Below are 21,191 nucleotides of genomic sequence, written 5' to 3'. Positions count from 1 at the left end.
AAGTGCGTGCAAGAGGGCGCATCGCTCAGTTCTCCCCCTTGGTGCGGTGGCAGACGCGCACCTTGCCGTCGGAGCGGGTGAAGGCGATCGATCCACCCGCGATCACCGCCCTCGTGCTGCCGTTGCGGAACTCGTCACCGGTGCCCCGCGCGCGCAGGATCTCCGTCCTGCCGCGCGGCAGCCAGGTGACCGCCATACGCAGACCATCGCGGAGGTAGTCGACGTCGGCGCGCGATCCGTCGTCGCAGTAGACGACACGTTGCCCAACCAAGTCCGGCATCGTCTCCGCGTTGTGAAGAACGCCTTCCGTGTCGTCTGGCGCTGGCCCGCAAGCCGTGAGGCCCAGTGCGGCGAGCGCGAGCAGGGAGAGCCTGCCACGAGGCACAGCCGTCCGTTTAGCTCGCTCGCTGCTCACCACAGGACTCCATGCACCGGTTTGAGCGGTGCTGGCGCCTCGAGGCCGGCGGACTCGAGCAGATCGATCTCGATCGTGCGGCACATGGCGGTGAGCGGCACATCGTGGACGGTGTTGGCGAAGGGATCGGTGAGATCTTCGCCGATGCTCAGCACGGCGAGGAAGACGAGGCCGATCAACGTCGAGCCTATCGGCGTCCAGAGCCCGAGCGATTCGACCAGCGCGATGGGCAAGAGTAGGCAGAACAGGCGGGTGAACAGGTTCGGGAAGAAACGGAAGCCATTCGGCAGCGGGGTGTTCTTGATCCGCTCCATACCGCCTTGGGCGTTGGCGATGTCGACCAGCACGCGCTCGACCATCGCCTGCTGAATGGTGTCGATCCTGCGGTTCGCGAGGGCACTGGCGAACAGCAGAGAGATGCTGTTCAGGATCGCATTGGCCGGGTTCGTCTTCTTAACGACCATTTCGGCAAGCGTTTCGCCCGCGATCCGCCTGATCTCGTCGTAGGCGGGTTCGCGGCGGAGTTGGCATCGTATCGCATGGGCGAAGGCGATCTGCCGACGGACCACATCCTGGTGGAGACCCTCCGCATCGTCCTTCCCTTCCGAAAGGCTCCGCGCGACGCGCGACAAAGATCGCGACGCGTTGATGAGCGCGCCCCATAAAGTCCGCGCCTCCCACCAGCGCGCATATGCGGCGTTGGTCCGAAAGCCCATGAACAGCGCGATCGCGGTGCCGAACAACGCAGTCGGAAGCGGCGGCTCCTTGATCGGCGTCATGAAGTGGAAGGCGGTGACCGCAACGTCCCATACGAAGAGGATCGTCAGCGGCTTCCATACCTCAAACATGATCTGCCGAAATCGTGGCGTGGCGCCCACAATCATAAATGTTCATTGCTCCAGCATGCTTCGGCATCAGCCGAGCGGCATGTTCATGATGTCTTTGTATGCGGACAGAAGCTTGTTGCGGACCTGAAGCGTCGCTTCGAACGCGACACTTGCACGGTTCTGGATCAGCGCGACGGTCGCGATGTCGTTCGTCTCGCCGCGCTCGTAGGCCTCGGTAGCGACGTCTTCCCGCTGCTGCGTCTCGTTGACCTTCGCTACGACGCCATCGAGCGTCTGTGCGAAACTGGACGAGGGGGTGCCCGGCGCCGCGCCGGGCGCGACGTTCGGCTGCGCTTCGCGAAGCGCTCGACTGCGCGCGATCACGTCTGCGCGGATCGCCATGACGTTCGAGATGGTCGGATCGGACATCGTCACGCCCTCCGCTGACGTCTGCGCGGACGTGTTCCGGCCGAACCGCACCGTTGATACGATCGGGTCACTTGCTGCCCTCCTGGACGCAGGTCCGGGTTCGGCTCGTGCCCTCGACGATCGTCAGCTGCGTTCCGGAGAATGTCGCCGTGATGCCGTCGCCGACATATTGCAGCCTCTGCGTGGGCGCGCTGAGGATCCGGGGAGGAGCATCGTTCCCGTCGCGCAGGTCGAGCCGCAGTCCATCGTCCTTGTAGTCGATCAGCAGCCTGCTTCCGTCGTCGCAGCGATAGCGGTGACGGCCGAGTTGCCCGCTCGACACCCCGCTGTCGGCGGAATGAACCTCCTGCTGGGTGGGCGGGTCGCTGGGCGCGGGCTTCGAGCAGCCGGTCAGGACCACGAAGCCGACCATCGCGACGATCTTGATGCCAATCATCGTACCTTCCTCCGATAGTGCTGCGCTATGCGGCGCCGGTCGGCTCCGCGGACCGCCTGTCCGGCGCGCCAGTGAAGGTAGGCCGCAAGTCGGTCGTCGGCCTCGATCATCAGTACGCGCAGACGACGCAGAACCATCGCGGCGATCGGGAGCGAGAGCAGGCCCCGGAGGGCGCAGCTGTGCGACACCGTGGTGCCGCCGTCGTCGCCCTGGAGTTCGAAGCGCTCCTCGATCATGAACACGTGAGGAATGCCGCACGACCAGGCGAAAGCCCGGGGCTTGTCCAGGTGGTCGACCTCGGCGGGTGAACGGACGGAGCGTGACCAGCCCGGAAAGGCGAACGTGCACTGGGTTTCGCCAACCTGGCTGGCATCGTCGAGCTGGATCATCGGCCTCCAGGCTTGACGGTGCTCGGGCTCTATCAGCGCGGACCAGATCCGCAGCGGCGGGCCATGGAAAACTCGGGAAATCGTGATCTCCGGCATGGGTATCCCCATCATCGATATGGGAGGGCGGCACGACGGTGCCGCCCTCCTCGTTCGTCAGGCCATGGTCTTCCCGAAGGTCTGACCGTGATCATCGCCTTCGTGCTCTTCGTTGTAGTGCTCCGGCAGCTCGATCGCCTTCTGCCCGAACCGCGCGTAGAGGGTGGGAAGCACGAAGAGCGTCAGCAGCGTCGCCGAGATCAGCCCGCCGATGACGACCGTCGCCAACGGCTTCTGCACCTCGGCACCGGCACCATGTCCGAGCGCCATCGGTACGAAGCCGAGCGATGCCACCAGCGCCGTCATGGCGACCGGACGCAGGCGCTGCATCGCACCAACATGCGCCGCCTCGGCGCGGTCCATGCCCGAACGGATCAGGTCCTGGATGGAGCTGACCATGACGAGGCCGTTGAGGACCGCGATGCCGGACAGCGCGATGAAGCCCACCGCGGCGGAGATCGAGAAGTCCATGCCGCGCACGAAGAGAAGCAGCACGCCGCCCACCAGCGCGAAGGGCACGCCGGTGAACACGATCGCGGCATCACGCACCGATCCCAGGGCGCCATAGAGGAGGAACAGGATCAGGACGAAGCAGGCCGGGATGACCAGCTTCAGCCTTGCGCTGGCCGACTGGAGGTTCTCGAACTGTCCACCCCATTCGAGATAGCTGCCCGGTGGCAGGCGCACCTGGCTGCCGATGGCAGCCTGTGCGTCGGCCACAACGCTTCCGACGTCGCGACCACGCACGTTGGCCTGCACGACCACCCGGCGCTTGCCGTTTTCGCGGCTGATCTGGTTCGGCCCGTCCACGACTCCGATGTCGGCGACGCTGGAAAGGGGAACGAAGGACCCGCCGGCGACCGGAACCTGGACCTGCTGCAGCAGCCCCAGATCCGAACGCTGCGCCTCCGAGAGGCGGATGACAACCGGGAAGCGGCGGTCTCCCTCGAAGATCTGCCCGGAGGTGCGGCCACCGAGGGTGGCGGTGACGGTGTCCTGCACATCCTGAGCGGTGACGCCGAGGCGTGCCATCGCATCGCGGTTGACGCGGATGTCGAGCATCGGGAGACCCGTCGTCTGCTCGACCTTCACGTCGGCCGCGCCTTGCGTCTTGCGCAGGATTGACGCGACCTGCTCCGCCGTCCGGTTCATGGCGGAGAAATCGTCGCCGAAGACCTTGACGGCGATGTCGCCGCGAACGCCTGCGATCAGCTCGTTGAAGCGCATCTGGATCGGCTGGGTGATCTCGTAGGCGTTGCCCGGGAACTTCGCGAGATTGCCCTCGATGCGCTTGACCAGATCCTCCTTCGCCAACTTGGGGTCGGGCCAGGCGTCGCGCGGTTTCAGGATGACGAACATGTCCGTGGCATTGGGCGGCATCGGGTCCGATGCGAGCTCGGCGGTGCCCGTCTTCGAATAGACGAACTGCACCTCGGGCTGCTTCGACATCATGCGTTCGATCGGCACCTGCATCGCCTGGCTCTGCTGGACCGACGTCGCCGGGATGCGCAGCGACTGGATGAGCAGGTCACCCTCGTCGAGCTGCGGCAGGAACACCTGCCCCAGCGTTCCGAACGCTAAGACCGCCAGGACGAGGCTGCCGACGGCCGCCCCGATCGTGATCGTGGGACGCCTCATGGCCCGATTGAGCCCCGGCTCATAGCGCTTCTTGAGCCAGGTGACGATGCGGCCGTCCTCCTCATCGACCTTCTTCGACAGCCAGATGGCAATCATCGCAGGCACGAAGGTGAGCGACAGCACGAACGCGAAGGCGAGCGCGATGATGACGGTGAGCGCCATCGGCACGAACGTCTTGCCCTCGACGCCGGTGAGCGTGAGCAGCGGTACGTAGACGAGTATAATGATCGCCTGTCCGTATACCGAAGGCCGGATCATCTCGCGCGCGGCAGCCGCCACGCTCGCGAGCCGCTCCTTGACGGTGAGCCGTCGGCCTTCGTGATGTTGGCGCTCCGCGAGCCTGCGCAACGCATTCTCGACGATGATGACCGCACCATCGACGATCAGGCCGAAGTCAAGCGCGCCGAGGCTCATGAGGTTGGCAGAGACGCCTGCCTTGAGCATCCCGAATCCGGTTAGCGTCATCGTGATCGGAATGACGAGCGCTGCGATGAGCGCCGCGCGGAAGTTTCCGAGCAGGAGAAACAGGACGACGATGACGAGGACCGCGCCTTCGCCGAGGTTGCGCGCCACCGTCCGGATGGTGGAGTTAACCAGCTCGGTGCGGTTGAGCACCGGCTGCACCACCACGTCCGGCGGAAGCGAGGCGTTGATCGTCTTCAGCTTGTCCGCGACCGCGGTCGCGACCGAGCGGCTGTTCTCACCGATCCGCATGATCGCGGTGCCCACCACGACCTCGGTGCCGTTCTCGGACGCGGAACCCATCCGGATCGCCTGTCCGGTGCGAACGGTCGCGACCTGATCGAGCGTCACGGGCACACCGTTGCGGGTCGCCACGACGGTCCGGGCCAACTCGCCGGTGTTGCGGACCAGAGCGTCCGACCTTACCGCCAGTCCCTCACCGTTGCGGTTGACGAAGCCGCCTCCGACACTGGTATTGTTCCGCTCGAGAGCGTTACCCAGTTCGGTCAGCGTGATGCCGAGTGAAGCGAGCTTCTGGACATCGGGGACGACCAGGAACTGCTTGGCATAGCCTCCGATCGAGTCGACACCAGCCAGGCCGGGCGTGTTCTTCAGTAGCGGGGTGACGATCCAGTCCTGCGCGGTACGCAGATAGGTCGCCTTGTCCTCCTCGCTCGTCAGCCGATCGCCCTCGGGGGTGATGTAGCTGCCGTCGGGCTGCTGGCCCGGCTCGCCGGGCTTGTGCTTGTCGTCGGCGCGGTGCTGCAGGCGGACGGTGTACATGTACACCTCGCCCAGACCGGTCGCGATCGGTCCCATTTCGGGGTTCACGCCGTCGGGCAGGTTCTCGGCCACGCCCTGCAGCCGTTCGCCGACCTGCTGGCGGGCGAAGTAGATGTCGGTCGCGTCGGAGAAGACGGCCGTGATCTGGGCGAAGCCGTTGCGGCTCAGCGAGCGGGTGTATTCGAGGCCCGGGGTGCCGGCGAGCGCCGTCTCGATCGGGAACGACACCTGCTTCTCGACCAGCTCGGGCGACAGCGCTGGCGCGCGAACGTTGATCTGCACCTGATTGTTGGTGATGTCCGGCACCGCGTCGATCGGCAGCCGGTAGAGGGAGAAGGCGCCGATGGTTGCGGCGATGACGGCGAGCAGCAGGACGAGCCAACGCTTCTCGACCGCCCATGTGACGATGCGGGCGATCATGATCTCAATCCTCTACCGCTTCGCTCTTGCCGAGTTCGGCCTTGAGCGTGAAGCTGCCGGTGGTGGCGATCTGCTCACGGCCGGTCAGGCCGGAGCGGACGATCACCGTGTCACCGGATGCGTCGCCGAGCTGCACCTGGGTCGCCTGGAAGCCGTTCGGAGTTCGTACGAAGACGACCGATTTGCCCTCGTCGGTCTGCACCGCCGTGGTCGGCACACGGATCGCACCGCTGCCGCCGCTGCCCGTCAGTTCGACCGAAGCGGTCACGGGTTCGCCGACGCGCCAAGTGCCACCACGATTGTCGAGCGTCGCGATCGACGGCACGAGGCGGGTCTGGGGATCGAGCGCTGGCGACACGAAGGTGATCCGCGCCGTCGCCTGCCGGCCCGCGGCCTTGACCGTCACGACGTTGCCGGGACGGACGCGGCCGGCATCCTCCGGCTTGAGGTTCAAAGCCAGCGACACCTGGCCGAGATTGGCGATGCGATAGAGCTCGGCATCGGCCGTCACGGTCTGACCGAGGGTCACGGGCCGTGCGATCACCTGGCCCGAGATCGGTGCGGCGATTCCCAGCCGGTTCAGTCCCGCCCCGCCGACGCCGGCTGCCGAAACGGTGCTCTGCGCCTGGGTCAGCGCGATGCGCGCCTCCGTCGCTGCGGTGCGCGCCGCGATCAGGTCCTGCTCGGGCGAGACCTTCTGCGAGAACAAGCGCTGTTCGCGCGCGAGATTGGAGTTCGCGAGCTGCAGCCGTGCACGTGCGGCCTGCACCTCGCCCTTGATCTGTGCGGCCTCCCGGCTTTCGATCACGGCGATCGTTTGACCTCGGCCGACGGTCTGCCCGAGATTGCGCGTGAGCGCGACCACCCGACCGGCGATGGCAGCTGACACGACCTGTGTGCCCTGCGGATCGCCTTCGATGATTGCAGGAAGCTCGATCGTTCCCGCACCTCCGACGATCGGACGGCCGATCTGGACTCCGGCTGCGGCGATCTGCTCCCGCGTGAGCGTCACGGCATCCTTCTGCGCCGGTGCTTCCGCCCCGGCGTTCGCCGACGCGCTGTTCGATGCCTCGTTCGCAGCGGCTTCGTTTCCGGCGTCGCTTCCACCGCCGCATGCCGACAGCAGGAGGGCGGCCGTCGCTGCGCCCACGAGATAATAGCTTTTCATCACTGGTTTCCCCCAACGGGCGCAGGGGCGGTCAGCCGCTCCACTTGCGCGCGTGCATTCTGGTAGTTGGCGAGCGCGTCGATCGCGGCGACGCGCGTCTCGGCGAGGGTGCGTTCGGCGTCGAGCAGTTCGAGTTGCCCGAACTTGCCTTCGCGATATCCGATGCGCGCGATCCGAGCCGCTTCCTGCGCGGCCGCCAAAGCCGGTCCGGACGCCGCACGCGCAGTCGTCGCCGCGTTCGCCGCCTGAGCCTGCGCGTCAGTGATGGCTTGCTCGATGTCGAGCGCCGTCACCCGGCGAAGAGCGTCCGCCTGGGTACGCTGTGCAGTCGCCTGTGCGATCGCCGCGCGGCCGTTGTTGAACACCGGGATCGGTATCGAGACCGTGAAGACGGCCGCGGTGTCGTTCGTCGCTTCCAGCCTGCGCAGCGCCGGACCGACGTTGATGTCCGGCACCCGATTGGCGCGCGCGAGCCTTACGCCCGCATCCGCGATGCTGAAGTCGGCATCGGCTGCGGCCAGCGCCAGCGTTCCGACCGTTCGTACCGGTGCCGCCGGCCCATAGGCCGCCGCGTCGGGCAATCGATCGAGCAACGTCTCGTCGAGACGGCCATCGATCGGCTGACCAATGCGTCGCGCCAGATTCGCCCGGGCCGCGTCGGAAAGTCGGAGCTGACGCTCGACGTTGGCCTCGGCGTTGATCCGCGCGACGTCGGCGCGCTGTTGTTCGAGCGGCGACGCCCGTCCGGCCTGCACGCGAACACTTGCCGCGCGGAGTGCGTCGCCCGCTATCCGCGCCTGATCCCGCGCCGTCGTCACCCGCCGCTCGGCTGCGACCGCTTCGACGTAGAGCTGCGTCACCTGCAACCGCACGTCCGCGGCTATGATGGCCGCCTGGATCTCGGCGCGTGAGAGTTGGGCGTTGGCAACTCCGACCCGGGCGCTGCGCTTGCCACCCAGTTCGATCGGAATGGCGAACCCGACCGTAGTCTCTGCGGCGCGCACGCCCCGATAGGGTCCGGAGCCCGTTATATTCTCAATCTGTCCTTGGAAGACCGGGTTGGGGCGCAATCCCGCAACGGTCCGGCCCGCACGTGCGGCTTCGATGGCAGCGGTAGCGGCCGAGGTCGAAGGCGCCGAGCCGCCGGCAGCGACGACCGCCTGGTCGAGCGAATAGATCGGTCCAGCCTGCGTGATAGGCGCAGGCGGCCCGGCTTGCGCGTGGGCCACCGAGGCGCACGACGCCGCAGCCAGCAAGGCTGCGCACAATTTCTGCATTGTCGAGGAATCCTAACGAATGTCGTCAGGCCGGGTCATCCCGGCCGGCAGCATCCGTCAGGCGTTTGGCGGCCGCAACGCCGGATCGACGGAACTCAGCGCCCGCACGGCGTCGAAACCGGGTTTGGGACGAGCGCCCTCGATATTGAAGGTGACCGGGATGGCGTCAGCCTGCGGAATGCTCAGAGCCTGTCCGTGACAGGTTCCATGATGATGCGGGATCGCCTTGTCGGCATCACCCTGCGACTGATCGGCATCACCATCTACATGGACGACGCCTGTGCATTCGATCGTCGTCGCCTGCCCCGGCACTTCGCGCGCGTGGACGGTCGCCGTCATCACGAGCGACGACGCCAGCAGGAGGAGCAGCAAGGACCAGGCGCGGGCCAGCATGGGAACGCGCCTATCACCATGACGACCCGATGTCATGCGTTCTCTCCGCGATGAGGGCGATTGTAGGCACTGGACCTGTCAGCAAAACGCCATGCGGGGATAGCATCCGCGAACACCCGCCACGCGGAGCGGAGGAAGATAATCGCAATGACGCCTCCGACCACGATGTCGGGCCATGCGGCACCTGTGAGGTGGACGAGGCTCGCTGCGATGAGCACTCCGATGTTTGATGCGACATCGTTGCGCGAACACTCGAAGGTGCTCGCCATGTTCACGTTCGCAGCGCGGAAACGCCACAACAGCGCCAGACACGTGAGGTTCGCTGCCAGCGCCGCCCCGCCGAAGCCGAGCATCAGCGTCGAAGACGGCGGCACGCCGTTGGCGATCTTACCGGCGATTTCGACGAGGACGGCGATGCCGAATACCAGGATGAGGCCGCCCTTGGCGATCGCCGCTCCCGCCTCCCAACGTGCGCCACGATTGAGTGCATAGAGGCTCAGCCCATAGACCACGGCATCGCCGAACATGTCGACAGAGTCCGCCATCAGCGCCGACGAGCGGGCCAGCAGCCCACCACCGAACTCGATGGCGAACATCGATAGGTTGATGACCATGACGACGATCAGCGCGCGTCGCTGCTCGGCCTTACGGCCAAGTTCCGCGATCGTGTCGCGCTTTGCTGAACAACAGGCGTCCGCCATCATCGTGCTCGATTCGTTGGGTCGGACCCCCTATATGAACCCTCATCCCACTAGAGGGTCAAGGGTCTGTGATGAAGATCGGTGAAATAGCAAGATTGACCGGGTTGAAGGTCGAGACGGTACGCTTCTACGAAGCGGAAGGATTGATCGGGGCGCCGATCCGCAGCGGAGGGAACTACCGCGTTTACAACGGCTCCCACCTGGATCGCCTGTCGTTCATCAAGCGCTCGCGCGATCTTGGCTTCACCCTCGACCAGGTGCGTGACCTTCTGCGGTTAGCAGACGATCCGCGCGGCTCCTGCGCGGAGGTCGATGCGATCGCCGCGGTTCACATCCATGAGATCGATCGCAAGCTCGCCGATCTCGCCGCGCTGAGAACCGAGATCGTGCAATGGGGAGCGACCTGCGACGCGACAACGATCGCCGATTGTCGGATCATCGACGCACTTTCGAACGCTGGCTGACTAAGCCTTCAGGCCGTCAGATGCTGGTATAGGACCGTGCCCCATAGACGCGGCGCGATCGCGTCCCTATGTTGTCCACATGGCCACTGTTCTGACCCCTCGCGAACAGCAAGAGACCGCCTCGATCGCGTGGCAGCTTGGCGGTTACGATGACATGTTACGCCTCGAGCGGGAGCTCAAGGCTATGAAGGCTGCGGGCAAGCGCCCTAAGATGGTCATTGACCAGGCGACCGGTAAGCGGAAATTGGTCGAGGCCTGAGCCTTGTTCTCACTGACGCTGGCCGTTGTCACAGGCGTTGCAATCCTCCTTCCTGGCTTCTTCGCAATCCTGCTCTGGAATACCCGCGCCCGCCGGTACGCCGTTGCGCGCCCGGATCTGCCGGTTAACGCATTGAGCGTGCTGGCGATCGGGGTCGCCGTTTCCCTGATCGCGCACCTGCTGACCGGGCTTGCTATCGGGCTGGTGCAAACGCTTCTGATCGACGTCAGCCGCTTCTTGCCCGCAGATTACCGGACGCCCGCGGTCAATCCGATCGGCACGTTGCTGATCGTCGCGCAGGGTGGGCCAAAGGCAGCCGCGTTGAGCGCTAGTGATCTGGTGTGGGGCATTTGCGCACCGATTTTCTCGACGCTGGCAGTCGTCATGCTGATGGCCGACGATGCACTCGATGTCGCTACGGAAGGGTGGGACTTTGGCGGGCACGGCTGGGCCTACACGCATATCATCAAGCCTACGCAGCACGGTCATCGCCCGATCGCCTATGTGCTGACCGATCTCCAGCATGACGGACTTGGGGTCGGCTATCGCGGCGTGGTCGCCGACATCCGCCAGAGCAGCGATGGCCAAACGCAGAGCATCAGCCTGGCCTCCCCTGCTCGCTTTCTTTTCGAACTCAAGCCCGGCACGTCGCGACGTTGGACGCCGTCCAGCGAGCCTGCGCTGGTTCGCTACGCGGAACGTCCGGTCGGAGACGTGATCAGCCTCGACCAGAAGGTCATCCACGATATCGTGGTCTCGACGCCGGCCACCGATCTGTTGCGCGAGCTGCGCGACCTCGACACGCAGCGCCAGCATGGGTGATTTCTTGACCTTCATTGCTCCCAAGGCGCTGCTGTGGATCGGTTTCGTCGTCAGCATGGTGTTGACCGGCCTGTTGGTCGCGCTCGCGGCATGGGCAGTCGCAGGTCCGTGGTGGCCGACGACGCTGGTTCAGAACGGCTTTCGCCGTCATCGTTCCTGTTGGGCGCTGATTCAGGCATTCGCCATTGCCACGCTTCCCATCCTGCTGCTTGGCGAACACGGCGTCGGCGTGGGGGCCTTGATCTTCCTGGTTTTCGCGCCACGATACGTTAACTGGCGGGTTCGCTGGGGCGCCTGGCACGATGACAACGAGGCGACCCGCACCACCGCCCGCACGATCCGCAATCGCCTGCGGGACCGACAGGAAGAAGCTGCGATGCCACCAGGTGCCGGCCCATGGCCGGAATATGTAAACGACGTGGTTCGCGCGACTAGGGACCAGCTTTATACGCCACCAGAGACGGTAGTGCCACCTGATGCCCTCCCTAGCTGACATAGGAATCGCAGCTATGTCATCCGCGCAAATTCGTGATTCCGAGTAACTAGTTCAGCCCGAGCTTGGCAAAGAAGGCCTCGTTTCTCAGCCGGGCATCATGAAGCAGCTTGTTGTAAGGCAGAACCTCAACGACGGCATTGTGGATGGGCGAAAAGCCAAAGTACCCCTCGCCATCCGCACTTTTATTCTGAGCAATCGACATTGATACAACCTCGACCAGCTTTGGCGTAAAATCAGCGACGACGAAGCAGATAAATCTGGTGCTGGGAGGAATAGGTTTGCGGAACCTGCCGGTGCGATCCTTGAACGCTCCGCCGTTCCGCATGATGTTTACATATTCAAGCACCTGCGTGACCGGGTTGTCGCTATGACTGTAGTTGGGTCGGCCGGGTCGCTTGAATTCGACAATGATAATCGGTTCGTCAGTACCTTCACGGTCGAACGCCAGCGATCGATCGAAAACAACGGCGACGTCCGGTTCGCGGGTACTGTCGCTGTCGGTGAGAAACGTTGTGAAGGGCTTGTCGGACTTCAAATAGGAATAGAAGGCTAGTCGATCATCCAGAATCCATAGGTTATGGTCTTCATAGTCGAGCGCTTCGCCATCCGAGCGGATCGGTATGATGAGGTCATGGACGATCTCCTCACGCAAGTAGTCTCGCTTCTCCGGATCGACGTACGCCAGCGAACTGTCGAGGAGATCGAGGATCTCCTTCCGCTTAACGACATATTCGGCGAGCGACGCTTTCTTGTCCGAGTTGATCGCACTGGCAACCTTCTGCACCCGGTCGACGACCTCACTGGCATTGCCGGCGGATAGTGCCTTTATCTCGCGCTTCGTCTCGCGTTGCTTGCGTCGACGCTGGCGCGCCAGCTCGATATAAATATCCTCCTCCGACTTGGCGTTGAGCGATAGATGCTCCTCGACGAAAGCCGGGATATTGCTGGCGACGGCCAGAAACTGCGGGTTCTCACGTACGACGCGCGAGGTAATACCGGCCTGTTTGGTGCGAACCTGTTCGATATAGGGCGCTAGGTGTCGCTTGGCAGCGTCGACCGCCGCCTGATGCAGGCTGCGATAGTCATCTTCGCGGAACGTGAAGTTGGTGCGCTCCTGATTAACGTGGCCGTTCAGGTAGTCGCCTGACACCAAGCCGATATAGACGGAGTCGCTATTTTCACCGATGTAACCAAGCCCAAGCTGATTATCGATTTTCTCGTCGCGAACAACGCGGCCATCGCCCACATACAGGTTCCAGTGCTTGCCGCCGTCGTGCAGGCGCAATCCCTTGTTGAGCAGGATGTGGTACATATCAACGTCGATCGGTTCTTCCCCGGGCTCGAGGACGACTTTCAATGTCTCGGGCGTGTCGGACTCGACGTTGCTGCTGTAAAAATCGAGCAGGCTGATCCGCTCGGCACGATCAACAAGCGTGAAGGATGGCACTTCATAGCTGGCGAAGTTGCGCAGGAAATGACCAATGATGTGCGCGGCTATCGTGTCGACCTTGCGAGGACAATGCGCACTGTAGGATTGCACGTAAGGCTCCAGCCGCACTTTCGTGCCGATGGTCGGGGTCGCACCCGCAAGCCGCAACTCATGGCCAATCAGCGGACTGGCGTCGTTCTGGGCGACAGCGAAGTCGAACGACCGGTGCAGCGTTGAGCCGCCTTCGCTGAAGCTGCTGTTGACGTGCGTGTTCTGAAACACCTTCAGCCAGGAAAGGCGACCCACCCCCTTACCGCCGCGGCTGATCTTGCTGGCGGTATCTGCGGTGCGGAACGCGCGCCAATTGTCGGTGTTCAACCCGATCCCGTTGTCTTCAATCAGGAAGCCAGCGACCGGTGGGTTTTCGTCGTCCGAGCTGCTGCGTAGGATCGTCACCGTGATGACGCCCTTCGCCGTCGCCTCACGATCCCAGCGCGCCTCGATGGCATGGAACGCGTTGGCGATTGCCTCGAACAACGGGAACAGCGCGTTCAACGGAGAGGGCGCGAAACCAAGGTTGCGCACGCGGCCTGCCAGGCTGAACTGGAAGTCATCGGATGTGTCGGTCTTCACAGCGTCCCCTCGCCCTTATGCCTATGCGACATCCTCGCCAACGCCAACCCATCCCTTCCGCGCCTGCTCATTACGCAAAGCCTTCGCCGGCGTGATTGCGGAACGCCTCCTGATCGCGAACATACTCGCTGAGCATCTCGAGCGACTTATGGCGGCTGTGCTCTTTCATCTTAAACAAATTGGCACCATGGCGACCCGCCTCGGTCAGGAAGCCGGCGCGCAGTGAATGGCCTGAGAAAAGTGCCGGATCATAGCCGGCTGCGGCTGCGCGCGCCTTGACCACCAGCGCCACTGTTTGCGGACTAACTGGCTTTTCGGTGAGGCGGCCGTGCGGTGTGAGACGGCGGAACACGGGCCCCTCGGTGATGCCCGCGACCTCCAACCAGGCGCGGTAATGGCGCACAGGCTCCATGCGACGACCATCGAGGACCGCGACGCTCTGCCCCTTGCCCTCCTGATCGCCCTTCGAAAACGGAATCGTGACCAGCAGCCCGCGTGGATCTTCGGCCACATCGGCGATGTCAATCGCGACCAGCTCAGAGCGGCGGAACGCCCCCATCATGCCGATGCTCAGCAGCGCGCGATCCCGGTAGTCGATGAGGGCGGAGCCGGTGATATGGCGCACCATGTCACGCAGCACGTCGCTGTCGGCCGGCCGCTTCTTCGCCGGGCGATCGCTGCGTTTGGCGTTACGGATACCCCGCATCACGCGATCCAGCGCGGCCGCGCCGGCTTGTACGGTTGGCGGTTCGAGCTCAGCGGCGCGGTGGGCAAAGACGATCGCGGCCAGCCGCCGACCGATGGACGACTTGGATAACGGTCGCCCATTCGAATGGGTGCTACCGTCTCTGGCAAGCTCGCTTAGGAACGCAGCCGTGACAATGGGTGAAGCCGGGAGTGAGGCGTAGCCGCGTGTGTCGCACCAGGTCGTGAACAGTCGCCAGTCGGACCGATAGGCACGCAAGGTCGCATCCGCCGATGCGCGCGCCAGGAAATGGTCGACCCGGGCGCGGTCGCTCTGGTTAAGATCCGGTGCGAGATCGATTGACGCTGGCGACAGATCGATCGGCCCGATCGCGAGAAGCGCGCGGCGCTCCGCGGCATCATCGCCGATCATACTGGACCGTCATGCACAGGATCATAGAGAGTCACGTCCTTGTGCCATGACAGCGTGCCCTCCTGACGTAGCCAATGACCAAGCGGGCGCACTCGAGCCTTGTCACCAAAGGGAAAGATACCGGACTGGTGCTCGTAGATCGAGACGCTGGTCCAGCTTGCGAGGTGAGGTGTCGTCAGCGCTCGCTTCCCAAAGGCGATGGCACCGTCATCGCTGTCTTCGCGTTGATAGTGCTTCAGAAAAGTTCGCCCCGATCGTTCGCGGGGCCGGCCAAAGATGAAGTCGTAGCCATAGACAGTATCCCCCTGGCCATCGTTTGGTGGGCCGTCGATCTTCAGATGCTCGTCCTGCAGCTGGTAGCAGGTCAGGCACCGCTCCATGGCGATGACGTTACCGACACATTCCGGATACACACACTCGTCTCTGCTAACGTCAGTCGTCGTCTGGCAGACGACGCAGCTTAGCTCGGTCTCGCCGGGCACCTTGGCGGCAAACTGGGCTAGCTTTGGGAGATCCACCGCATAATCGTACGGCGTGGCCTCAAAGCAGGCAGGACAGAGATAGGCATGCTGCCTGGGATTGAAGCCGAAAAGGTCGATCGCCTCCGCGGGTGTGAGGAATTCGATGGCACAGGCCACCTGGCCGACAACGGCGCTGTAGACGTGGTCATCCAGGCCGAAGATGGCGAACTTGCTCTCCCCCTCCATCGCAAACAACCGGTCAACCCATGATGTCTCCGCAAAAAGCGCGTTTGCCGCCATTAGGATGGTACGGGTGACCTCACCCGCAGTGAAGGTTACGCGCGGCGCCGAATGCATGATGCGGTTGCGGTCTTTGCGAACCGCGGTCCAGAAGGTGTTGAACGCCGGGTCCAGCGGCGGGTCCGCAACGCTGTTGTGCACGGCTACGAGCTTTGACGCCTCGAGGCTCGGCAGCTCGCCAAACGATGTTGCCCCCTTCGCCGCCTTCGGGCTCCAGTCGGCTGGATCGCCAAGGAGGAGGTATGGCGACACGCGCGCGATCCGGCCCTTGAGGCCGAGCTCCATCGCTTGCTGGATAAGGCTGTAGGCGTTCGACAGTGCAGGCTGCACACTTCGCCAATAGTCGTCGGTCGCCTCCGCATCCCCACTGGCACCAACTCCGATGGACCACGCGTCGTGCGCGTCCATGGTGATCTTCCATGCCAGGTAGAGCTGATTGACGCCGGCATCGTGAAATTCATCCGGCGTCGGCACGTCGATGATCACTGTTTCGGCTCCGTTCCGACCCATAATTTTGCCTGCCACCTTGCTAGCAGGAATCAGGCTTATCGCTAGTAACTATTGTGGCTGTCGGGATCGATGGCGGCTTGCGTTTACCCCCTCGCCTCTTCGCTATCATGGTGGCATATATAACTCCTAATGCCACCACACGCGGGCTTTGCCATATGACGCTACAAGTTAACATCACACCAAATGGTCGTATGAGCCTGCCGGTGGGCATTCGAAAGCGCCTAGGGCTTGAGGATGGCGGTGCGGTCCTTGTCGAAGAAACGCCGGACGGAGTTATCCTGCGCACCGTGGAGCAGGCGGTGGCAAAGGCGCAAGCAATCGCCAAGCGCTACGCACAACAGCCCGGCGCGTCGGTCGATGACTTTCTTGCCGTACGGCGCGAGGACAGCGGCGAATGACCCATGTCGTTCTCGATGTCTCGGCGATCCTCGCACTGTTGAAAGGCGAGCGCGGTGCCAGCAAGGTCGGCAGCGTGATTGCGGATGCCTCAGTGTGCGCGATCAATCAGGCGGAGGTCATCAGCCACTTTGTTCATCTAGGCGCGCCGCTTGACGACGTGCGGGCGATGCTGGCGGCCCTGCCCTATACCGTCGTCGCGGCGGATGATGCGCTCGCCTGGGATGCCGGTAACCTGCGCGCTGCCACCTCATCGGCCGGGTTGTCGCTGGGCGATCGCTTCTGCCTCGCTTTGGCCAAACGCCTCGGCGTCGCGGCGTACACCGCCGACAAAGCGTGGCGCGACATAGCAGGCGACGTGGCCGTGAAGATCGTGACTATCCGGTAGGTTGTGAGGTGCACACCGAACCGCCCCCATCTGCCGCACTTGAGGCGTGGCTCGATGCCAACGGGACGATCGAAGATCGCTACGGTCACCTCCTGCTCGAACAGATCAAGCCAATCGACAAGAGTCTGATCGACGCTCTTCGCCCGTATTTTGAGTCAGCTCATCTCGACGCGCGCGAACATTTTCATAAGCAGGTCGGCATCGACCTTCACCCGGACGCTGGGGCGGCGGGAGCCCATGCCTGCTATCCAGACTGCCTGCCGGCCGTCGCCCGGCGTGGCCTATTTGGCGAAGTAGTCGCCGGCTTGGTAACCCAGGCCTATGCAGAGGAACTCGTCGGCGAGCATCAGTGGTCGGTCCCGATCTTCCTTTTCCGCTTCCATGCCGATGTGGAGAGCTATCTGTGGGACCTTCGCTACGATCCATCCCGCAAGCGCCAGGTATTCGGTCGCTTCGGTTCCGACTTCGTCGGGGTACGGCTCGACGCGGCCGGGAACGTGGTCCGGGTCATCGTCGGGGAAGCAAAGTGGCGCGCCTCCCTTACCAACTCGGCCGTCGCCGCCCTCCTCCATGGCGAGAAGAACCTGAAAGATCCGACTACGGGCAAGAATGTCCACAACGGTCGTGGCATTTGGTTTGAGGTGAATCGGGATAGCGTCGTTCCGAAGGGCTTGCGTCAGCTGCAGCGCCTGCTGGAGCTGCGGGATCCCGTGAATCATGCGACCGCCATTGCGTCCATGGACGCCGCGATCACCGCGACCGTACCCACGCTTGCTCGGACGAACCTCGTTGTGATCGCCGGCAACGCCGCAGCGACCCGCAAGAAACTGAATGTGCTGATCCCGTGGAAGAAGCCGCCGGCAGACTACACCGCCCCGCATGACTTGCAGGTTGTCGAGTTGATCCTTGAAGGCGGTGAGGCGCTGATCGACGGGCTGTATACCTCTATGTGGAAGCCCTGACGCCATGTCCGAAGAGATGCGGCGTGCCGTCGCAGAGCAAGTTCGCACTTCGCTGGCCATCGAAAACGCGTTATCCCGCCCACAGGCTCGCGCCTTCGTGCGTTGCTTGCAGACGACCTGGCAGGTTCCCACGATCCATTGGTCGGCGCGTGAGTCTGAGAGTCAGCTGAGTGACGCGCGCCGTCTTCTTCATGCGGCGCACATTTTCCGCACAGTGGATGGGCCGACGTGCCCTGGCGCTATCGACTGCTATCGCCGCACGGGCGAACTGCTTGAGTGGTTGGCGCGGGCAGATGACGGCCTGCGCACGATCGTACCAATCGAATTGCTCGCGGCCGGTGCCTACCAACTTGGCGGTTTGCCGGCGATGGCAGCCGGCTTGCTCGCCCAGGTGCCGTCCGATCAGGATGGGGTCAGCCTGCTCGCTGCCTTCCTGCGCGCCGACTTCGACGATGTCATCGCGCGCGCCGCTAATTTCTGGAGCGAGCACCCACATCTCACCCAGCCTGACCAGGGAACGTTGCTCGCAACCGCGCTCCTCGAATCCGACGAAGCCGGCGAGGATGGCGATCGCGTCACCTGGTACTTCACCATCGAATTAGTTCGCACTGTCGGCCTCATCGCCGACTGCCTCCGCCGCGGTGACGATCCACGCCTGGATCGCGCAATGGCCAAGTTGCGCGCGCTCGACGAGATGGCAGCTCGGACCTTCAGCGACGATGCAGCGCTCGTTCTTTCCCTGATCCGGGATGTGGCCGATCGCTTCGTTGCCGCCTCCATCTACAAACCCCTGCGCGCATTAGCTGTGCTCCGGCCAGAGCGGCTTTCCAAGCTCACCGATTACGCGCGTGACCAATTCAGTCGCGGGCGCGGTATCCTTTGGACATCGCAGCTGCAGGGACTGGAACGGCTACTACGCGACGACTCCTTCGCGCTTTGCACGCCGACCGGATCAGGCAAGACGTTGGTGGCCAACATGGCGATCGTCAAAGAATTGCTCCTGCGTGCGGAGCCCGCAGCGATCGGACCGTTGGCGCTTTATATCGTTCCCTCTCGCGCGCTGGCGAACGAGGTCGAGGCGAAACTGACCTCGGAGCTTGGTCGAGAGTGCCTGATTACGGGTCTGTATGGTGGCGCCGACTGGGGCATCACGGATGCCTGGCTGACGACCGACCGTCCGGTGGTGCTTATCGCTACGGTCGAGAAGGCTGACGCGTTGATGCGCTATCTCGGGCCCATCCTCATAGCGCGCATCAAACTCCTCATTATTGACGAAGCCCATCAGGTCGTACCCGACGCTGACGAGTCCACCCGCGTAAGCTTCGCGGAGCATAGCAATCGGGCCATCCGGCTCGAGACGCTGGTTTCGCGTATCGTCGCGCGACAGCCGGAGGTCGTACGCATCGCGCTCACCGCCGTTGCAGGGGGGGGGCCGCACAGCCCGTTGCGCGCTGGATCGAAGGCCGCGGGGATGCTCAGGCCGTTGGCGTCCGCTATCGCAGCACCCGCCAGGTTATCGGGGTGCTGGAGACCGCAACGAACGCATCAGGTCGTATCCTGCTCGACCTCATGAACGGCCGCCCGCTTTACCTCCGGGGCGAGGAAGACCCGGTGTATCTTCCCCTCCGCGTTGCACCGATGCCTCAGCTTCGCTCGCAGTGGCGCAACAGCCTCAATCGCTTCAACACGTTGAGCGTTTTGTGGACCGCCCTGCATCTCGTAGAGGAGGATCAGCGCATCCTGATCTCGGTCGCGCAAGAGCCCGAACAAACGATGCGCTGGTACAAAGAAGCGCTTGAGCTGCCAGCTTGGCAGGCGATCGTCAATTTTACGCCGCCCCGGGGCCGCCGTGGTGAGCGCTTTGACGAGGCGCGAGCCGCTTGTCAGGACTATTGTGGAGCCGATAGCTTCGAGCTTTTCCTGTTGGAACGGGGAATTGCCACCAGCCACGGTCAGATGCCGCAGCGTCTCCGTCGGTTGATGGTGGAGATGATCGATCAGCGTATTTGCCCGATAACGGTCGCGACGGCGACATTGACGGAGGGTGTGAATCTTCCGTTCGATCTCATATTTTTGACCTCACTGAAGCGCACATCGTGGGATCCAGTCGAGGAGGAGCAGATCATCGCTCCGCTTAGTACGGCGGAGTTTCGCAATCTTGCCGGACGCGCTGGGCGACCTGGTGCATCGCGAGGGATTGAAGGACTGACCCTGGTCGCTCTGCCCCGCCAAATTTCAACCACTGCCACTGCGAGCCGCCCCATACAGCGTCGTCAGCTGGCAACCTTGAGTACGGAATACGACCAGCTGCGTGATGCGCTTGTAATAGAAGAGCGTGATGCCGATAGTGTGCCCAGCCCCCTGGCGATGCTGCTGGAACTGATCTGGGATCGCGCGCATCGGCTGCTGCAGGTATCGCCAGACGACTTCCTCAACTGGCTCGAGGCGACGGCGCCCACGACCGTCAGCGCAGCAGCCGGCACTGGAGCGACCGACCCTCGTGCCCGACTTGCGGATGCCATGGATGAGCTTGATGGCTTGGCGTTGGCGGCCGTGGAGGAACTTCAGCAAAGCGATACTGCTGCAATGTCGCGCGCGCAGATCGAGGCACATCTGAAAAGCGTTTGGGAGCGCACGTTCAGCGCAACAGCAACCGCCCAAGAAGCATGGCTTGAACAAGCATTTATTCGTCGCGGTTCCGGCGTAGTCACCCAGCTCTACCCTGACCGTGCCGAACGCACTCGCCTCTACCAATTTGGCTTCACACCGGTGATTGGTCGCCGGTTCGAGGGAGTAGCGACCGCGATACTTGCGGAAATCAGCAAGGCGGTAAACTACGGGACCGCTAGTCCAGAAGAACGGATCGACGTGTTCGAGCGGATCGGCGATCTCATCAAGGACGATCGCGGCTACGGTTTCCGCGTCCGCCGGACCGATACCGATGAGCGTCTGCTTGACCGCTGGAATGACGTCCTTGGGTGGTGCCTCAACGAACCTGATGTAACACCCCCTGCCCCCGATCAACTGCGATCTTGGCAGCGTTTCGTCGCCGACAACCTCGAATACCGTCTTGGTATGGCGTTGGGAGCCGTCGTTGCGCAGGCTTGGTCGCTGGGGGCAGCCGATCCGTTAGCCATCCCTAGCTTGAGTGATTGGAAGGCTACGACCGGTCTTCCGTGGTTCGGCTTTTGGGCACGGGAACTCCTACGCTGGGGTACGCACGATCCATTCATCGCCTTCTGTCTATCTCAGGGTTTGGCGAAGACACGGGATGAAGGCGCGAACCGCCGCGCCGACTTTAATCGCTGGCTGACATCTGCTGAACCAGCCCCCGAACCGGACGCGTTCATCGATCCGCAGCGCTTCCTCGAGTGGCAGAGGTCACTCGCCAGGAAGGCCACCGAGGACAAGCCGACTGCGCAGTTTGAACCGCGCCGGGTTTGTCGGAGGCCCCAACTCCTGAGAGGAAGGGGCTATGACGAGCAAGACGACGAACAAGTTTTCACCTGAGGTGCGCGCG

General features: G+C 63.4%; 22 protein-coding genes. 9 read left to right on the top strand and 13 right to left on the bottom strand.

What is annotated here, in order from left to right; translation table 11 throughout:
• Positions 1 to 25: 25 nt before the first annotated feature.
• The 10 genes from GGQ96_RS19130 to GGQ96_RS19085 form a co-directional block, all read right to left on the bottom strand.
• Entirely contained in the window at positions 26 to 415 is a 390-nt protein-coding gene (locus GGQ96_RS19130) for a hypothetical protein (protein ID WP_241769377.1), read from the bottom strand.
• A complete protein-coding gene (locus GGQ96_RS19125; protein WP_043061457.1) occupies positions 412 to 1,299 on the bottom strand; it encodes a bestrophin family protein in 888 nt (295 codons plus the stop codon). The genes GGQ96_RS19130 and GGQ96_RS19125 overlap by 4 nt, the downstream gene beginning before the upstream one ends.
• Before the next feature lie 30 nt (positions 1,300 to 1,329).
• Positions 1,330 to 1,671: a flagellar hook-basal body complex protein FliE gene (gene fliE / locus GGQ96_RS19120; RefSeq protein ID WP_043061491.1), complete on the bottom strand. Its 342-nt coding sequence runs from the start codon at positions 1,669 to 1,671 to the stop codon at positions 1,330 to 1,332.
• Positions 1,672 to 1,738: 67 nt separating this feature from the next.
• A complete protein-coding gene (locus tag GGQ96_RS19115; RefSeq protein WP_043061458.1) occupies positions 1,739 to 2,107 on the bottom strand; it encodes a hypothetical protein in 369 nt (122 codons plus the stop codon).
• Positions 2,104 to 2,592 carry an SRPBCC family protein gene (locus tag GGQ96_RS19110; RefSeq protein WP_043061492.1) on the bottom strand — a complete coding sequence of 163 codons (489 nt, stop codon included), beginning with the start codon at positions 2,590 to 2,592 and terminating at the stop codon, positions 2,104 to 2,106. The genes GGQ96_RS19115 and GGQ96_RS19110 overlap by 4 nt, the downstream gene beginning before the upstream one ends.
• 57 nt (positions 2,593 to 2,649) lie before the next feature.
• Positions 2,650 to 5,895, bottom strand: coding sequence for an efflux RND transporter permease subunit (locus tag GGQ96_RS19105; RefSeq protein ID WP_043061459.1), 3,246 nt, complete (start codon positions 5,893 to 5,895; stop codon positions 2,650 to 2,652).
• 4 nt (positions 5,896 to 5,899) lie between these two features.
• The gene (locus tag GGQ96_RS19100; protein ID WP_043061460.1) at positions 5,900 to 7,063 is read right to left on the bottom strand and encodes an efflux RND transporter periplasmic adaptor subunit; all 1,164 of its coding nucleotides are present in this window, start codon (positions 7,061 to 7,063) and stop codon (positions 5,900 to 5,902) included.
• Positions 7,063 to 8,340 carry a TolC family protein gene (locus GGQ96_RS19095; RefSeq protein ID WP_043061461.1) on the bottom strand — a complete coding sequence of 426 codons (1,278 nt, stop codon included), beginning with the start codon at positions 8,338 to 8,340 and terminating at the stop codon, positions 7,063 to 7,065. The genes GGQ96_RS19100 and GGQ96_RS19095 overlap by 1 nt, the downstream gene beginning before the upstream one ends.
• Positions 8,341 to 8,397: 57 nt before the next feature.
• Positions 8,398 to 8,733, bottom strand: coding sequence for a hypothetical protein (locus tag GGQ96_RS19090; RefSeq protein ID WP_061780451.1), 336 nt, complete (start codon positions 8,731 to 8,733; stop codon positions 8,398 to 8,400).
• A 32-nt stretch (positions 8,734 to 8,765) separates the two neighbouring features.
• Complete coding sequence (locus GGQ96_RS19085; protein ID WP_043061493.1) at positions 8,766 to 9,434, bottom strand: cation efflux transmembrane domain-containing protein; 669 nt, start codon at positions 9,432 to 9,434, stop codon at positions 8,766 to 8,768.
• 71 nt (positions 9,435 to 9,505) lie between these two features.
• On the opposite strand from GGQ96_RS19085, the gene GGQ96_RS19080 reads away from it, so the two are divergent.
• From GGQ96_RS19080 to GGQ96_RS19065, 4 genes are all read left to right on the top strand, one after another.
• A complete protein-coding gene (locus GGQ96_RS19080) occupies positions 9,506 to 9,898 on the top strand; it encodes a MerR family transcriptional regulator (RefSeq protein ID WP_043061463.1) in 393 nt (130 codons plus the stop codon).
• Positions 9,899 to 9,977: 79 nt separating this feature from the next.
• Entirely contained in the window at positions 9,978 to 10,157 is a 180-nt protein-coding gene (locus GGQ96_RS19075) for a hypothetical protein (protein ID WP_043061464.1), read from the top strand.
• Positions 10,158 to 10,160: 3 nt separating this feature from the next.
• The gene (locus GGQ96_RS19070; protein WP_064312603.1) at positions 10,161 to 10,979 is read left to right on the top strand and encodes a hypothetical protein; all 819 of its coding nucleotides are present in this window, start codon (positions 10,161 to 10,163) and stop codon (positions 10,977 to 10,979) included.
• Positions 10,972 to 11,472, top strand: a complete 501-nt coding sequence (locus tag GGQ96_RS19065) for a hypothetical protein (protein WP_061780449.1) — start codon at positions 10,972 to 10,974, stop codon at positions 11,470 to 11,472. Before GGQ96_RS19070 ends, GGQ96_RS19065 begins: the two co-directional genes overlap by 8 nt.
• 49 nt (positions 11,473 to 11,521) lie before the next feature.
• Here the strand turns inward: GGQ96_RS19065 and GGQ96_RS19060 are convergent, their stop codons facing one another.
• The 3 genes from GGQ96_RS19060 to GGQ96_RS19050 all read right to left on the bottom strand — a co-directional run bounded on the left by GGQ96_RS19060 (position 11,522) and on the right by GGQ96_RS19050 (position 15,901).
• Entirely contained in the window at positions 11,522 to 13,537 is a 2,016-nt protein-coding gene (locus GGQ96_RS19060; RefSeq protein ID WP_184116962.1) for a hypothetical protein, read from the bottom strand.
• 70 nt (positions 13,538 to 13,607) lie between these two features.
• Positions 13,608 to 14,654, bottom strand: coding sequence for a site-specific integrase (locus tag GGQ96_RS19055; RefSeq protein WP_043061468.1), 1,047 nt, complete (start codon positions 14,652 to 14,654; stop codon positions 13,608 to 13,610).
• Positions 14,651 to 15,901 carry a hypothetical protein gene (locus GGQ96_RS19050; protein ID WP_133178092.1) on the bottom strand — a complete coding sequence of 417 codons (1,251 nt, stop codon included), beginning with the start codon at positions 15,899 to 15,901 and terminating at the stop codon, positions 14,651 to 14,653. The genes GGQ96_RS19055 and GGQ96_RS19050 overlap by 4 nt, the downstream gene beginning before the upstream one ends.
• 179 nt (positions 15,902 to 16,080) lie before the next feature.
• Here GGQ96_RS19050 and GGQ96_RS19045 point away from each other — a divergent pair, with 179 nt between their 5' ends.
• The 5 genes from GGQ96_RS19045 to GGQ96_RS21555 are packed head-to-tail and all read left to right on the top strand — an operon-like array spanning position 16,081 to position 21,181.
• Entirely contained in the window at positions 16,081 to 16,323 is a 243-nt protein-coding gene (locus tag GGQ96_RS19045; RefSeq protein ID WP_043061471.1) for an AbrB/MazE/SpoVT family DNA-binding domain-containing protein, read from the top strand.
• A complete protein-coding gene (locus GGQ96_RS19040) occupies positions 16,320 to 16,709 on the top strand; it encodes a type II toxin-antitoxin system VapC family toxin (protein WP_043061472.1) in 390 nt (129 codons plus the stop codon). The genes GGQ96_RS19045 and GGQ96_RS19040 overlap by 4 nt, the downstream gene beginning before the upstream one ends.
• An 8-nt stretch (positions 16,710 to 16,717) precedes the next feature.
• On the top strand, positions 16,718 to 17,671 hold the full coding sequence (locus GGQ96_RS19035; protein ID WP_043061473.1) for a hypothetical protein: 954 nt from the start codon (positions 16,718 to 16,720) through the stop codon (positions 17,669 to 17,671).
• A 4-nt stretch (positions 17,672 to 17,675) separates the two neighbouring features.
• Positions 17,676 to 19,244 (top strand): DEAD/DEAH box helicase, encoded by a 1,569-nt coding sequence (locus tag GGQ96_RS21560; protein ID WP_246360735.1) that lies wholly within the window; start codon positions 17,676 to 17,678, stop codon positions 19,242 to 19,244.
• Complete coding sequence (locus GGQ96_RS21555; RefSeq protein ID WP_246360734.1) at positions 19,193 to 21,181, top strand: hypothetical protein; 1,989 nt, start codon at positions 19,193 to 19,195, stop codon at positions 21,179 to 21,181. The genes GGQ96_RS21560 and GGQ96_RS21555 overlap by 52 nt, the downstream gene beginning before the upstream one ends.
• Positions 21,182 to 21,191: the final 10 nt, after the last annotated feature.

Origin of the sequence: Sphingomonas abaci, from assembly GCF_014199625.1 — a bacterium.
In the GTDB taxonomy this organism is placed as follows: domain Bacteria; phylum Pseudomonadota; class Alphaproteobacteria; order Sphingomonadales; family Sphingomonadaceae; genus Sphingomonas; species Sphingomonas abaci.
This window is presented reverse-complemented; position numbering and strand designations above follow the sequence as displayed.